The organism is Dichotomicrobium thermohalophilum (genome assembly GCF_003550175.1).
In the GTDB taxonomy this organism is placed as follows: Bacteria; Pseudomonadota; Alphaproteobacteria; order Rhizobiales; family Rhodomicrobiaceae; genus Dichotomicrobium; species Dichotomicrobium thermohalophilum.
The window spans coordinates 396,788-409,935 of sequence record NZ_QXDF01000001.1 but is presented as its reverse complement, the minus strand read 5'-3'; the positions used below and the strand labels follow the sequence as shown (position 1 = coordinate 409,935).

Sequence of the window (13,148 nt, the reverse complement as noted above, 5' to 3'; positions counted from 1 at the left end):
ATGGCCATTATGGACAAATTCAGGCGCTGGCGCCGGACCTTGGCGCGCCTGTCCGAACAGCAGGACGAACGCGCCCACGCGCGCGGTGAGAACGTGTTCCGGTTCGAGCCGGACCCGCCAAAGCAGAAGCCGCGCCGCTCACTCTCGTGGCGACTTACGCGGTTCCTGCTGATTTCAGGCACGATCACCGCAGCCGTCCTGGTGCTGATCGTCGCCGGCGCCGTCACGGTCTACTCCTACTTAGCCACGGATCCGCTCAAGGCTGGTCTGAGCCAGAACCCGGCCAAGCTCACGATCCTGTCCGAAGGCGGCGAGGTTATCACCGAAAAGGGTCTCAGGCGCACGCACGTGCCGTATGAGCAAATGCCCGAACATCTGGTGGACGCCGTCATCGCAACGGAGGACAGGCGCTTTTACTGGCATTTCGGTTTCGACCCCATCGGCATCGTCCGCGCAATGATCGCCAACCGCCGCGCCGGCCGAATCGTGCAGGGCGGCAGCACGATCACCCAGCAGCTTGCAAAGGTGCTGTTCCTGGAGCCGGAGCGCACCTATTGGCGCAAGATCGAGGAGGTACTGCTCGCCCTCTGGCTGGAATACCGGCTGGAGAAGGAGCAGATTCTCGAGCTTTATCTGAACCGCATCTATTTCGGCGCGGGCAACTACGGCGTCGAAGCCGCGGCGCAGCACTACTTCGGCAAGACCGTCTCGGAAGTGGGGTTGTATGAGAGCGCGATCCTCGCCGGGCTGATCCGCGCGCCGTCCTACTTCGCTCCGACACGCAGCCTGCGCCGTGCGCGCCAGCGTGGACAGCTTGTCCTGAGCCTGATGCTTGAGACCGATGCCATAACGCGCGAGCAATATGATGAGGCACTGCGCAACCCGCCGAAGCTGCGCGCCTTCCTGCCCTCGGAAAGCTACGGCTATGTTATCGACTGGGTGGTGAAGCAGGTCGCCGACTTCCGCCAGACACTCCAGGCCGATCTCGTGGTCCAGACCACCATCGACTACCGGCTACAGGGCGCGGCCCAGAACCTCTTGGCCGAAACGATGGCCGAAGAGGGTGACCAATACGACGCGGGCCAGGCGGCCGCCGTGATCCTCGACACGGACGGGGCCGTCAAGGCGCTGGTCGGAGGGCGCGACTACAAGGAAAGTCAGTTCAACCGCGCGGTCGCTGCAAAGCGTCAGCCCGGCTCGACCTTCAAGCCGTTCGTGTTTCTGGCCGGCCTGGAAAAAGGTCTGACCCCCGAGAGCCTGGTCCATGATGGCCCGCTTGAGGTCGAAGGCTGGGAGCCGAAGAACTACAACTCGCGCTATTACGGCGATGTGACGCTGCGAAAGGCACTGGCGCGGTCAATGAACACGGTCGCCGTCCGCGTATCTGAATGGGCCGGGCGCGAGAAGGTCATCGAGGTCGCTCGCCGTCTCGGCATTCAGTCATCGCTGACGCCGGAGCCGTCCCTGGCTCTGGGAACCTCGGAGGTCTCGCTACTGGAGCTGACCGGCGCCTATGTGCCCTTCAGCAATGGCGGCTTCCGCGCGGTCCCCTATGTCATAGAGTCGATTACCGATTCCGAAGGGCGCGTGCTTCTGCAGCATAAGGCCGGCGACAGCCGACGGGTGATCAGCCGGGAACATGTCGCCGCGATGAATGACATGCTCAGCGCCACGATCCAGGCGGGCACGGGCCAGCAGGCCGCGCTGCCGCCGCATCCGGCCGCCGGCAAGACAGGCACTGGGCAGCAGTATCGCGACGCCTGGTTCATCGGCTACACGGCCCATTTCACCACCGGAGTCTGGCTCGGCAACGACGATTTCAGCCCGATGAAGCGGATCACCGGCGGCTCGCTGCCGGCCACGATCTGGCGCAAGCTCATGGATGCCGCACACCGCACGAAGCCGCCCGCCGCGCTGCCCGGCGGCACCTGGGGTGAGGCCCGGTTCGAGGAGGAACGCCGCGAGCCCCGCTCCTTCTGGGACCAGCTCTTCGGAACCGGCCAGACCCGCGCTGACACCTCGCTCGGCATCCCCTCGACCCGCGAAACGCAGGAGCGACAACGGCCCGATCGCGGATTCGAGCCTGACACCTGGGCAAGGGACGCCTTCTTTAACGACTAGGAACGAACCTGGCGCGCGGTTGATCGTTCTCCGAATACACCCCACCCTCTTGTCCTCGACCTCGCACGGCCAAAGAGATAGTCGTGACCTCAGACGAAAGCGCCACCGACGACCAGCAGGACTATTCGCTCGCCGGGCTTTTCGACGACGTGCTCGCCAATGCCGAGGGCGATGAAGTCTCTTTTGGCGAGGCCGTGGCGACCTTCCGCCAGCAGGCTTACGGCCCGTTACTGCTCGTGCCTTCGATTGTGGCGTTGACGCCCATTATCGGCGCAATCCCGGGAATTTCCATACTCACCGCGACGCTCATCATCCTGATCGCCGCGCAGATGATCGTCGGGCGGAGCCACCCCTGGCTGCCCGCGCGCCTTCGCAATGTCTCGTTGAGCCGGGGGCAGCTCGAACAGGCCGTCGAGACCATGCGCCCCTATCTCGACGCAATGGATCGCTGGACGCGCCCGCGCCTGCTGTTCATGAGCGAATATCCGCTCTATCTCCTCATCCCGCTTGTCTGCATCCTGCTCGCGTTGCTGATGTATCCGCTGGCGCTGGTGCCGTGGGGCGTCACCCTGCCGGCGTTGGCCCTCACGATTCTGAGCGTGGGGCTAACGATCCGCGACGGCTACGTGCTCGGCGCGGGCTATGCCGTGACCATTATCTCGGTCCTGAGCGCCTTCTGGTTTTGGTAAGTCAGCTACGCGCGGCGTTGTTCAGCCAGGAATTCGAGCACGCCCTTCTTGTGGACCGGGTCACCTACCGCGCGCATGTGATCCCGCTTCGGAATGTCGAGCACCTGCGCGCCCGGCAATAGCGCCGCCAGTTCGCTGGCGGAGCCGGCCACGACATCGTCTGTTCCCACCGCGATCAGGATCGGCACGCTCACGCCGGCCAGCGCCTCGGCCGTGATCGGCTCGCGCGATGAGCGGATGCAGGCGGCAAGCGCGTGCCGGTCGCTTCCCGTCTGATCGGCGAACAGCCGGAAGCTGCGCGCCGCGTCGTCCTTGACCTCGTCTGGGCTGTCCGCCTCCAGCGCCGCCGCAATCGGCTTTGCGCCGCCCACTCCGCGCACGAGGTTGATGCCCATGCCGGAGATGACGAGGCTCTTGACGCGATCGGGGTGGTTGATCGCCAGGAACGAGCCGATCCGCGCCCCCATCGAGTAGCCCAACACATGCGCCTTCGCGATGCCGAGATGATCGAGCAGCCGCCGCGCATCCTCGGCCATGAGCGGCGCGCCGTAGGCAGCTTCGTCGTAGAGCTTCTCGCTCTCGCCGTGGCCGCGATTGTCGATCGCGATGGCGCGGTAGCCCGCGTCGGTCAGGGTCTGCATCCAGCCCGGATCGACCCAGTTGACCTTGCTGTTGGAGGCGAAGCCGTGAATTAGCAGGACTGGCTCGCCCGCGCCCTCATCGCGGTAAGCGATCTGAACGCCATCGGAATCAAAAAACTGCATCTGCATCAGCTACCGGGTTCGCTGTTGTCCGCGCCGCGGCTTTCGCCTATCACCACCGGGGCGATTGCGCAAACCGCAAATGCGCGGCCGCGCGGGAAGGAAAACACCGGAGGCGACGGGTTTTGGAGGCGATCATGGCAACACGGACTCCCCGGTTCTGCAACGACATCGGGGTGGAGAAGATCCACATCGGCGTGAAGGAGTTCGAGTGCATCGGCGCGCGCCCGCCCCAGGACCATCCGCACATCTATCTCGACATGGGCGAGCGCCAGCAGATCGTCTGCCCTTACTGTTCGACGCTCTACATCTATGATCCCAACCTTGCGAAGGATCAGACCGATCCGCCCTACTGCGCCTACACCGACGAGTCGGACGACCGCTGATCTCCGATGCTGAGCGATGACAAGCGGCGTATCCTGATTGCTGGCGGCGGCATCGGCGGCCTGAGCGCCGCACTCGCGCTGGCCCAGTCGGGAACGCCGGTCCAGGTGCTGGAGCAGGCGGCGGCGTTTTCCGAGGCCGGCGCAGGCATTCAGCTCGGGCCGAACGGCGTCCATGTACTGCGCGCGCTGGGTGTGGCCGATGCGCTGGCGCCCTGCGCCGTTACGCCGGAGGGCGTGCATCTGGTCGACGCGCGCGCCGGACAGTGCCTTACAACCGTGCCGCTGGGACCGTTGGCCGAGATGCGTTACGGCGCACCGTATTGGGTCGTGCACCGGGCGGACTTGCAGAGGGTTCTGCTGGATGCGGTGCGGGCGACCGACAACGTAGCCATCACGCAGCCGTTCCGGGTCGCCTCCTGCGCAGAGGAGGGGCAGCGCGTGCAGGTCACGAGCGACGCGGGCGACACGGTGGCCGGCGGCGCACTGATCGGCGCGGACGGTATCCGCTCGATTGTTCGGAGCCAGATTGGCGCGGCGGGCGAGCCTGTCCATTCCGGCAAGAGCGCCTGGCGGCTCACGGTCCCGCTGGACGAGGCGGCCGCGCCGATGCAGCAGAATGCCATCGGCCTGTGGCTTTCACCCGGCGCCCACATGGTCCATTACCCGGTCCGCGGCGGCGCGGAGGTCAATATCGTCGTGATCGTTGAGGACCGCGACGCACCCGAGGGCTGGAACGTGCCGGGGGCGGCGGAGGAATTTCTGCCCCATCTTGATGGCTGGCCTGAAAACATAACCGGATTTCTCGCGGGGCAGACGGGCTGGCGGCGCTGGGCGCTCTACGACATGCCGCCGCCGGGCCAATGGTCGGCCGGTCGTATCGCGCTGCTCGGCGACGCCGCGCACCCGGTTCTGCCCTTCCTCGCCTCGGGCGGCGTGCTGGCGATCGAGGATGCCGCGGCCCTGGCCCGATCACTCGCCTTCGCGAAAGGCCAGACGGAAGCCGCCTTCGCCGCCTATGCGCGACAGCGCCGGCCGCGGGCCGCGCGCGTACAGGCACGCTCGCGCCGGATGGGCCGCATCTATCACATGAGCGGGGTCATGCGCTGGAGCCGAAATCAGGTTCTGACGATGCAAAGGCCGCACGAGTTGCTGCGCCGCAACGACTGGCTCTACAGCTACCGGGCCGACGAAGCCTGAGGCTTGCTCGCCTGGAAGGGAACCTCGGGGATGACATCGGTCGCCTGCGCGAGCACGTCTTCCGTCGGTGCCGGCTGAAGCAGTGCGTTCCTTGGATAGCCGTTGCCGGAAAAACCCAGCCGGACGAAGCGGATCGGCGCCGCCCCTCCGCCGGTCTTGACGATCAGATCACGCCAGCCGGCGTTGCTGCCCGGCCCGACCTTGACCGGCCCGCGTACCCGTGTGGTCCGCGACACGGCCTCGTAACCGGTCTCGCTCTCGCGAAAGACAATAAAGGAACAGCCAGTGGTCACGCACCAGTCCGCCCCTGTAAATAGAACAAGTGCTTCTGGCTGACCGTCACCGGTCAGGTCGACCCCGGCGGTCTTCACGGGGCTTTCTTCGCGCTCCAGTTTGATCCGGTAGCGTTCGATGGCCTTGCGCAGTTCGGTTTCGTCGACCGCAGCCAACGTGATGCGGGTCTCCGCGCTCTCACCGGACGGCGGCGCGAGCTTGACGGGCCGGCTGGTCGAGAACTCGTCCGGGCCGCTCGTCGGCTGGGTCGTGCAGCCAAGCGTGAACGAAGCCGTGACAAGCGCCGCTGCGAGACCAGCGATCCGCGCACCCGTCTGCCATCGATCCCTGAATGTCCGTTCCGTAGCGTGCGGCATGCACCTGCTCATCAGCCCGTCCGCGAATCATGCGGATCATACCCTTGTTTGGGTTGCGGACAAATGCGCCACAGTTAAGGCGACAAGGCGTACGCCAGACGGCGCAATCAGAGACCGAACCAGCGCCGCCAACGGCGACGCTCGGCCTGCTCGCCCGCAGCGCCATCATTGGCGACTGACGCATCTTCATCCTCGTCGCCAATGCCGGAGAGACGCGACCGCAGTGAATCTCGCGAGCGCGCTCCGGCATCGGTTTCGTCGTAGTTGCCCGCCCGAGAGCCGCGGAGCGGGGGCAGGATTTGGGCCTTGGCCGAACGGCCCGTTTCGGCGTCCGCTTGCTTCTCTGCCTCGGCAGTGTCTTTGCCGTTGGAGGCATGCGCACCTCCGCGCGGTTGTTGCGCCGCCCCGTTTTCGCGGCGCTTGCCGGAGTCACGCTGCTTTTTCCGGTCGCGGATGCCGAACAAGCGCCGAACACGGCGCAGCGCCTGCTCGTCCGGGTCATTATCGGCAGCGGCCTCCCGCGTCTCTTCGATCTTTGGCTTGAGCTCCGAAGACGCTTCACGCGCTGCCGCAGGGTTCTCCTCCGCTTCGGACGCTTCCGTTGCAGTTGATCCGCTCTCCTCCGGCTCCGGCGTGACATCACGCAGCCGCCGCGCCGAACGCCCCCAGCCACGCGCCCAGGACCGCGCCTGCGCGCGCAAGCCGCCCGGAAAATCGGCGCCCGCCTCGCGTGGGGATGGGGGCGGCAGGAACAATCGGTGCAGCGGCGAAGTGAGCAGATTTGTGGTCTGTGCGGGCTGCGGCGGGGCATCCGCCAGCCGATCGCGCAGACGCTCCAGTACCGCAATCAAAAGGGTCAACAGCCGAACCAGTTCCAGTCGGGCGCGCCGGCGCAACTTCGCCGTGCCAAGCCGGAGGCGCTCCGACCGCTTTTCCAGTTCCAGTCGGGCGATGAATTGGCGGCCAGTCTCGGTCAGCTCGGGCGCGCGGCGCAGCATGTCGGCGTAGCGCTGGCGGAGGCTGTGCGCCTTGACGAGAAAGTCGTAATGCAGGCCCAGCTCGCCGGCCTCGAACTCGCGGGCGCGTCCGCTGGCGTGGAAGGTGGCGGCCTTTGCGCGGGCGCGCACGTCCCGGGCCATCTCGGCCGCCCGGCTCAGACCCTGGGCGACCTGATCGGGGAATCGATCGCCTGCCCGGCGCATCGATGCGGCGATGCGCTCCACGGCCGGATGATGCCGCACGCTGGCGACGCCACGCCCGGCGGCCTTGGCATACGCCGGGGCGCGTTTTGCGGCACTGCGCACTCCCGCGCCGATCGCTGCGGCCCGCCCTTCCGGGAATCGAACGGACGGCCGACGCGCAATCAGCGCGGAAAGCCCGCGTGCCGTTTTTGCGATCGCGCCGGGAACCTGCCGAACCACCTGCCACAGCGCCGCGCCAATGGCGCTTGCGATACGGCCCGCATTAACCGCCAGCCGTCCAAGCGCGCGGCCCGCGCGAGCCGTCATTCGCGCGCCCCACGCCAAACCGCGCGGCACCGCCCGCAGCCAGCTTACGGGGTAAGCGATGATCTCGCGCAAGGTGGGGAACCGCTCCCGCTCGCGCTCGTCGGCGATCTCGCCCTCAACCCCGCTAACGAAGGTCTGCATGTCCTCATCGGCCAGCGACAGACGTAGCGCTATGGGATCGTCCTTCAGCGGCGCGGCATCCAGAAACAGGAGATCCTCGGCATCGCGGCAGAATTCCTCGTAGGAGCCTGGCTCAGAAAACGCCTCGCCGAACACGGCCGGGTCGTCGATGAGCAGCACGTCGGCGGCCGCCCACATGTCGCGGCGGAGATTGAGGATTTCGGTCAGCGGCGGGCAGTCGTCGCGTTTCAGGGCGCGCGACAGTTCGGCCCGAAGGGCGCTCACGTCATCAAAGTAGTCGCTATAGTCCCGCACGCGGCTGAGCAGCGCATGCGTACGCGCCTGCCCATCGGCCGCGTCGATTGCCATGCCGGCCGCGCGGATATCCGCGAAAATCTCCGGGGCTTCGCGCACCCGCATCCATGCCTCGTTGGCCAGCGCGAGCTTACGGCGCTGTTTCCTATGCGCATACAGGCGGTGAAGCCACCAGGCGCCCACACTCAGGCCGAGCCAGACGGCGATGACGCCGATTACGGAAGTGATCTGCTGCATAAGGGCTGATTAGCACATGCGCGCCTCCGCGCCCACGCGCGCGATGGCTCCCGCACGGAACCATCCTCGGCAAAAGTGAACACGACACAACTTTTCGCGGGAATAAAGCAAAAATGAACGATGCGCTGTTGGATCGCCACGCGCGGAACGCTATGCTGACCACTGATACTCTTGGGGCGTTTGTCGTAACAACTGACTTTGGCCCGCCGCGCCAGCGCACCGCAGGGAGGTCAAGCATGACCGATCGCAATGACAAGTCCGACCGTTTCGACGTTCTCCGCCAACTGAACGAGATCAGCCGGCATAATCTGTCATATCTGACGGGGACGCTACCGCCGTTTGCCGCAGCCTTGGCGAAATGGAACCTGGAGATGTTGCGCTTCAGCGCACAGCGGGCGCTGGAATACCGCGAGCTGTCCACGCGCATGGCGCAGTGTCGCACCCCCGTCGAGGTGTGGAGCGAGCAGAAGCGCTTCTTCGAGCACATGCAGGAGGAATATGCCGAAGAGATGGGCCGGTTGCTCGACCTGATGAACGGCATTTCGCACGTGAAGCCGGAAGACGGCGAGACAAGCGCCGCGCCGCGCGAAGCGGCGAAGCCGGAAGAGCCGGCCCAGTCCGAGCCGTCTCCAGCACCGGAACGTTCGAGCGCGGCCGCAGAGACACCCGGATCGGCGAGCGCAGCGATGCAGCAATCCCCCGAGATCATGGACAAGACCACCGAGAGCGCGCGCGAGATGGCCGGGGTAGCGGCGGCCGCGGCCGAGCATGTCGCCGATGAAGCGCGCACGGCAATGGAGCAGGTGGACCAGAACGCACCGGGCGCCCCGCAGGCTCAGGCGGCGATTGACGCTGCCGAAGCCGCCGCCAAGACCATCGCGCGCCAGGCTGAGGCGACGGCCGCTCTTGTCGCGGGCAGCGCGGCGGTGATGGGTGCCACCAGCGCCGCCGACGTCCTCAGCGATACTGACGGCGAGAGCGAAGAGTCAGCGAGCGATGACGAAGATGCGGACATGGCCGCGTCCGTGATCGCCGAGTCGTCCCCGCCCGACGCTTCGGACGAGAGCGACGATGAGCTCGGCGCCAGCGCGGTGGAGGACGAGAGCCAGACCGCCGAAGCTATGCTGTCCGAACCCGCGCCCGAGCAGGAGGAGGACACGGCGGAGGACTCCGAGTCGGCCGCAGCCGAGGCGGCAATGTCCGATGTCGCCTTCGAGGCTGGCGATGAGCCAACCGGGGAACAGGATGAGCCAAGTGCGGAAGACGCCGAGTCGACGCCGACACCAGCGTCCGATGACGTGTCTGAAGGGCAGGCCGAGCCGGAGGAGGAGACGTCCTCACCCGCGACTGATCCGCAGGAGTCTTCGAGCTCTCACGAAGATCGCGCTTAGCGCGACACCGCTTGTGCCGAGCGCAGCGGGCAAAAAATAGCCGTCTTTGACCGTCTTTGTGCGCCTGTCCCATTTTGGGACCGCCCAGTAGAAACGTCCGAACCGTGAAATGAGGAGATTGGTGATGCAGGAGATGCCGAAAATGGGCGAAATGCCCGAGCCGATGCGGCAGGTCGTCAAGTCGAGCATCGAGCAGGCGCGCAAGGCATTCGAGACCTTTATCGCCGCAAGCCAGCAGGCGATGTCCAACATCGACACCAGCGCCGCGCCGGCCTCGCACAGCATGAAGATGCTAAATCAGAAGATCGCGGAGTTCACCAAGGCGAACGCCGAAGCAAACTTCGAGCTGGCGACGAAACTGGCGGACGCCAAGGATATGAAGGACGTCATCGAGCTGCAGAACCAGCACGTTCGCCAGCAGATGGACACCTTTGCGCAGCAGCTTGAGGAACTGCGCCGGCTGACGACCGAGGTCGTTACCGAAGCCGCCTCCAAGGCATCGACCCAGATGACCTCCGGCGGCTCCAGCTACTGAACCGCGCCTTGCGGATCAGCTCCTACGAAGCGCCGGGACCGCGCCAGGCTGGTGCCAGATCCTCCCGGCGCAGCGTATCGGTCGAGCGCGCGGGCTGCGTGCGGGCCCGCCCCTCATCCCGGCGGGAACTGCGCTCGATCTGAGACGGGTAGGGGCGCTCGCCGTTCCAGCCGCCCCGATCCTGTTGAGGCGCACCAATCGCAGCGTCATAAACCATCTGCGCGCCGTAGTAGGCCCGGTCCGCGAGAGCACTCGCAACCGTCCCGACACTGTCGCAGAACGCCGCGTTGCGGACGCAAAACGTCTGGACATTGTCGACCGCATTCGAAACGCCGCGATAGACCTGCTGCTTCTCCTCCGCCGAGGACGGGAGGAACATCGCGATGATGAGCAGCACAATACCAAGCCGAAGAATGAGCATGACCGACAATCCCGTTGGCGATGCGATGGACGTTATCCTCTGAGCGTGGAATACTGTCTATCAGTTGTTGGATAACGCGGCGGAAACCAGAGCGTGCAAAATTTAGCCGTCTTTTCGTAAAACCCGACTAATGTCGCGCGAGGGGGTCGTGTGGCCAGGTCTGCACATCGGCAAGTGCTGCAAGGGGAGCCAGGAGGGATGACGCCCTTTTCGGCGCGGCTGACCTTTTTCGGGTTCGTGTGTCTGGCGGGCGCGATCGCCACGAACGCCCTGTATTTTCAGGAGCCGCTCGAAAGGGATTCGCAGATCACCGGCTCCGTGTCTGAAGGTCGGGAGCAGCAACTCTCAGCCCGCACGCCGCAAAGCGCATCGGAAGAGCCAGCACAAGCCGCACCGAAAGGCGACCTCCAGCCGATCGCCGGCAGCAAAGATCAGGAGCGCCCAAGCCTGCGAAGCGCACCGCCTCAACGGACGCCCGCCGAGCGCGCGGCTCCGCCCAGCGCCGGAACCATGCCGGCCGAGGAGGTGATCCGCGCCATCCAGCGCGAACTGGCTTATCGCAACTATCTGGTCAATCGCCGCGATGGCAACCTGGACACATCCACGCGGATCGCAATCCTCAACTATCAGTATGACAACCGCATGATCTTGACTGGCCGGCCTTCTGAGAGTGTATTGAAGCACATTCTCTTCGGCCCGTTCCAGGCTGCACCCGAAAGTGGCCGCATCGCCCGCCTGGAAGCCGACCGGGCACTCGTGGCCCGTGTCCAGCGGCTCCTGTCCCGCCTCGGCTTCGGCAATCTGCCAGAGAGCGGCCGCGTCGGGGCGGACACGCGCGACGCGCTGCGCGAGTTCGCCGCATTTCGCGATCTCCCGCGCGACGGCCGTCTTTCGCCGCGCCTGCTCCTGGAACTGGCCGATGTAACGGATAAGCCGCTTGCTGGCGGAGGTGTTGCGGTGTCCGGTGACGTCAACTGATCCGGATGACCATTGTGGACGCCGCCGTCCATATGCGTCTAAAGTCTTAGGATGACATGCTTTCACCTCCCGGCAGCGCCGGGGTCAACGCGGGATCGCCGTCGCCGATGAAGGACCATCATCTCATCGTCGTTGACGACCATCCGCTGTTCCGCGACGCTCTAAAGCAGATTCTCCGAGGCTCGATCCCGGGGCTCAAGATCAGCGAGGCCGGCTCATTCGACGATCTGACCCAAGCGATCGAGTCGGGCACAGATTTCGACCTTGTCCTGCTTGATCTGGCGCTGCCCGGTGCCGATGGGCTTTCGGCCCTGATCCAGCTTCGTGTACGCTATCCCGAGCTGCCGGTGGTCGTTGTCTCAGCGAGCGAGGCGCCGCCGACCGTGCGCCGCTGCCTGCAGCTAGGCGCGCTGGGCTTCATCCCGAAGAGCCTCTCGGCTGAGCGCATCCGCGAGGCGGTCGAGGCGGTGCTGGACGGCCGCGTCTGGACGCCGGCGGAAATCGACCTCGATGGCGCCGAAGCCGAAGAAGTCTCCGAACTGCTCTCGCGAATGGCCACACTGACGCCGCAGCAGGTCCGTGTGCTCGCCATGTTGTCCGAGGGGCTGTTGAACAAGCAGATCGCCTACAAGCTCGGCGTTTCGGAGGCGACCGTGAAGGCGCATGTCTCCGCGATCCTTCAGAAGCTGGGAGTCGACAGCCGGACGCAGGCGGTCATCGCCATGAACAAGATCGACAGTCTCGACCCGCGCACAGCCGATACGGATAGTTAACAGGTTGGGCACGCGGGCGCCGCGGAAACGCCTGATTCCCGGTGTTACCCATCAGCATCAATCGCGCCGGAATCCGCGGATTTTGCCCACGAATCGCGCCTGACACGGCGTGTGTTCATGCACATGTTTACGTGTGAAGCAGGTGAGGCATTGCCGCTTCAGTCAAGCACTTTTCCCGCTTGCTTTGCGCCCGCAAATGGCTACGATCGCAGTTCGCGGGGGTTCGTGGCCTTATCGCCACAATTCGTGCAGATTTCGGTCGTGATTGTCCTTTCGGAGTCATTCAAGAAAGCCGTGGAGGCACAAGCCAGATGGCAACCATCGCACTGGTTGACGACGACAAGAACATTCTCACCTCGCTGCGAATGCTGCTCGAATCCGAGGGGTACAAGATCGACGCCTACACTGACGGCATGTCCGCGCTGGACGGCCTGAGCGACGCCCCGCCGGATCTCGCGATCGTGGATATCAAGATGCCCCGCATGGACGGCATGGAACTGCTGCGCCGCCTGCGCCAGAAATCTGACATGCCAGTCATTTTCCTCACGTCAAAGGACGAGGAAATCGATGAGCTGTTTGGCCTGCGCATGGGCGCGGATGATTTCATCCGCAAGCCGTTCTCGCACCGGCTCCTCGTGGAGCGAGTGAAGACCGTGCTGCGTCGCTCCGAACCGCGCGCCGGCGGCGCCGGTATTGTCGAGGGCAAATCGGTTCTGGAGCGCGGCAAGCTCAAGATGGACCCGGAGCGGCACACTTGCCTCTGGGACGGCAAGCCCGTGACACTCACGGTGACGGAGTTCCTGATTCTCCAGGCGCTGGCGCAGCGGCCCGGCGTGGTAAAGAGCCGTGACGCGCTGATGGACGCGGCCTATGATGACCAGGTTTACGTCGATGACCGGACGATCGACAGCCACATCAAGCGCCTGCGAAAGAAATTCAAGATGGTCGATAGCGATTTCGACGTGATCGAGACGCTCTACGGGGTGGGCTACCGCTTCAAGGAAGCCTAGGCATCCCGTCGTCTCACGCTAACGGCCAGAATGCAGCGCGCATCGCGCGCCATAAA

At 65.2% G+C, this 13,148-nt stretch carries 13 protein-coding genes; 9 read left to right on the top strand and 4 right to left on the bottom strand.

Annotation, left to right across the window (positions count from 1 at the left end; translation table 11 throughout):
- Nucleotides 1–9: 9 nt before the first annotated feature.
- Complete coding sequence (locus BXY53_RS01840; RefSeq protein ID WP_170144297.1) at nucleotides 10–2,121, top strand: transglycosylase domain-containing protein; 2,112 nt, start codon at nucleotides 10–12, stop codon at nucleotides 2,119–2,121.
- A gap of 83 nt (nucleotides 2,122–2,204) precedes the next feature.
- The gene (locus BXY53_RS01835) at nucleotides 2,205–2,810 is read left to right on the top strand and encodes an exopolysaccharide biosynthesis protein (RefSeq protein WP_170144296.1); all 606 of its coding nucleotides are present in this window, start codon (nucleotides 2,205–2,207) and stop codon (nucleotides 2,808–2,810) included.
- A 5-nt stretch (nucleotides 2,811–2,815) separates the two neighbouring features.
- On the opposite strand, the gene BXY53_RS01830 is transcribed toward BXY53_RS01835, so the two are convergent.
- Complete coding sequence (locus BXY53_RS01830) at nucleotides 2,816–3,574, bottom strand: alpha/beta fold hydrolase (protein WP_119061708.1); 759 nt, start codon at nucleotides 3,572–3,574, stop codon at nucleotides 2,816–2,818.
- A 134-nt stretch (nucleotides 3,575–3,708) separates the two neighbouring features.
- Between BXY53_RS01830 and BXY53_RS01825 the strand changes: the two genes are divergently transcribed.
- A complete protein-coding gene (locus BXY53_RS01825) occupies nucleotides 3,709–3,957 on the top strand; it encodes a zinc-finger domain-containing protein (RefSeq protein ID WP_119061707.1) in 249 nt (82 codons plus the stop codon).
- A 6-nt stretch (nucleotides 3,958–3,963) separates the two neighbouring features.
- Complete coding sequence (locus tag BXY53_RS01820; protein WP_119060235.1) at nucleotides 3,964–5,154, top strand: FAD-dependent monooxygenase; 1,191 nt, start codon at nucleotides 3,964–3,966, stop codon at nucleotides 5,152–5,154.
- On the opposite strand, the gene BXY53_RS01815 is transcribed toward BXY53_RS01820, so the two are convergent.
- Together BXY53_RS01815 and BXY53_RS01810 are read right to left on the bottom strand one after the other, a co-directional pair.
- Complete coding sequence (locus tag BXY53_RS01815; RefSeq protein ID WP_119060234.1) at nucleotides 5,133–5,804, bottom strand: hypothetical protein; 672 nt, start codon at nucleotides 5,802–5,804, stop codon at nucleotides 5,133–5,135. The genes BXY53_RS01820 and BXY53_RS01815 overlap by 22 nt on opposite strands.
- Nucleotides 5,805–5,911: 107 nt before the next feature.
- Nucleotides 5,912–7,984 carry a hypothetical protein gene (locus tag BXY53_RS01810; RefSeq protein WP_119060233.1) on the bottom strand — a complete coding sequence of 691 codons (2,073 nt, stop codon included), beginning with the start codon at nucleotides 7,982–7,984 and terminating at the stop codon, nucleotides 5,912–5,914.
- Nucleotides 7,985–8,220: 236 nt separating this feature from the next.
- On the opposite strand from BXY53_RS01810, the gene BXY53_RS01805 reads away from it, so the two are divergent.
- Entirely contained in the window at nucleotides 8,221–9,375 is a 1,155-nt protein-coding gene (locus tag BXY53_RS01805) for a hypothetical protein (RefSeq protein ID WP_119060232.1), read from the top strand.
- Between the two features lie 124 nt (nucleotides 9,376–9,499).
- On the top strand, nucleotides 9,500–9,910 hold the full coding sequence (locus BXY53_RS01800; protein WP_170144295.1) for a phasin family protein: 411 nt from the start codon (nucleotides 9,500–9,502) through the stop codon (nucleotides 9,908–9,910).
- 22 nt (nucleotides 9,911–9,932) lie between these two features.
- On the opposite strand, the gene BXY53_RS01795 is transcribed toward BXY53_RS01800, so the two are convergent.
- Nucleotides 9,933–10,331 (bottom strand): DUF5330 domain-containing protein, encoded by a 399-nt coding sequence (locus tag BXY53_RS01795; protein ID WP_119060230.1) that lies wholly within the window; start codon nucleotides 10,329–10,331, stop codon nucleotides 9,933–9,935.
- 198 nt (nucleotides 10,332–10,529) lie between these two features.
- Between BXY53_RS01795 and BXY53_RS01790 the strand changes: the two genes are divergently transcribed.
- The 3 genes from BXY53_RS01790 (at nucleotide 10,530) to BXY53_RS01780 (ending at nucleotide 13,092) form a co-directional block, all read left to right on the top strand.
- Entirely contained in the window at nucleotides 10,530–11,309 is a 780-nt protein-coding gene (locus tag BXY53_RS01790) for a peptidoglycan-binding domain-containing protein (RefSeq protein WP_119060229.1), read from the top strand.
- 107 nt (nucleotides 11,310–11,416) lie between these two features.
- Nucleotides 11,417–12,082, top strand: coding sequence for a response regulator transcription factor (locus BXY53_RS01785; protein WP_119060228.1), 666 nt, complete (start codon nucleotides 11,417–11,419; stop codon nucleotides 12,080–12,082).
- Nucleotides 12,083–12,393: 311 nt separating this feature from the next.
- Nucleotides 12,394–13,092, top strand: a complete 699-nt coding sequence (locus BXY53_RS01780) for a response regulator transcription factor (protein WP_119060227.1) — start codon at nucleotides 12,394–12,396, stop codon at nucleotides 13,090–13,092.
- Nucleotides 13,093–13,148 lie beyond the last annotated feature (56 nt).

What these genes read in the sequence shown, in the direction of transcription:
- BXY53_RS01825 (WP_119061707.1), top strand. Translation starts at nt 3,709, where the DNA reads ATGGCAACACGGACTCCCCGGTTCTGCAACGACATCGGGGTGGAGAAG.
- BXY53_RS01780 (WP_119060227.1), top strand. Translation starts at nt 12,394, where the DNA reads ATGGCAACCATCGCACTGGTTGACGACGACAAGAACATTCTCACCTCG.
- BXY53_RS01840 (WP_170144297.1), top strand. Translation starts at nt 10, where the DNA reads ATGGACAAATTCAGGCGCTGGCGCCGGACCTTGGCGCGCCTGTCCGAA.
- BXY53_RS01800 (WP_170144295.1), top strand. Translation starts at nt 9,500, where the DNA reads ATGCAGGAGATGCCGAAAATGGGCGAAATGCCCGAGCCGATGCGGCAG.
- BXY53_RS01805 (WP_119060232.1), top strand. Translation starts at nt 8,221, where the DNA reads ATGACCGATCGCAATGACAAGTCCGACCGTTTCGACGTTCTCCGCCAA.
- BXY53_RS01820 (WP_119060235.1), top strand. Translation starts at nt 3,964, where the DNA reads ATGCTGAGCGATGACAAGCGGCGTATCCTGATTGCTGGCGGCGGCATC.
- BXY53_RS01815 (WP_119060234.1), bottom strand. Translation starts at nt 5,804, where the DNA reads ATGCCGCACGCTACGGAACGGACATTCAGGGATCGATGGCAGACGGGT.
- BXY53_RS01830 (WP_119061708.1), bottom strand. Translation starts at nt 3,574, where the DNA reads ATGCAGTTTTTTGATTCCGATGGCGTTCAGATCGCTTACCGCGATGAG.
- BXY53_RS01795 (WP_119060230.1), bottom strand. Translation starts at nt 10,331, where the DNA reads ATGCTCATTCTTCGGCTTGGTATTGTGCTGCTCATCATCGCGATGTTC.
- BXY53_RS01785 (WP_119060228.1), top strand. Translation starts at nt 11,417, where the DNA reads ATGAAGGACCATCATCTCATCGTCGTTGACGACCATCCGCTGTTCCGC.
- BXY53_RS01810 (WP_119060233.1), bottom strand. Translation starts at nt 7,984, where the DNA reads ATGCAGCAGATCACTTCCGTAATCGGCGTCATCGCCGTCTGGCTCGGC.
- BXY53_RS01790 (WP_119060229.1), top strand. Translation starts at nt 10,530, where the DNA reads ATGACGCCCTTTTCGGCGCGGCTGACCTTTTTCGGGTTCGTGTGTCTG.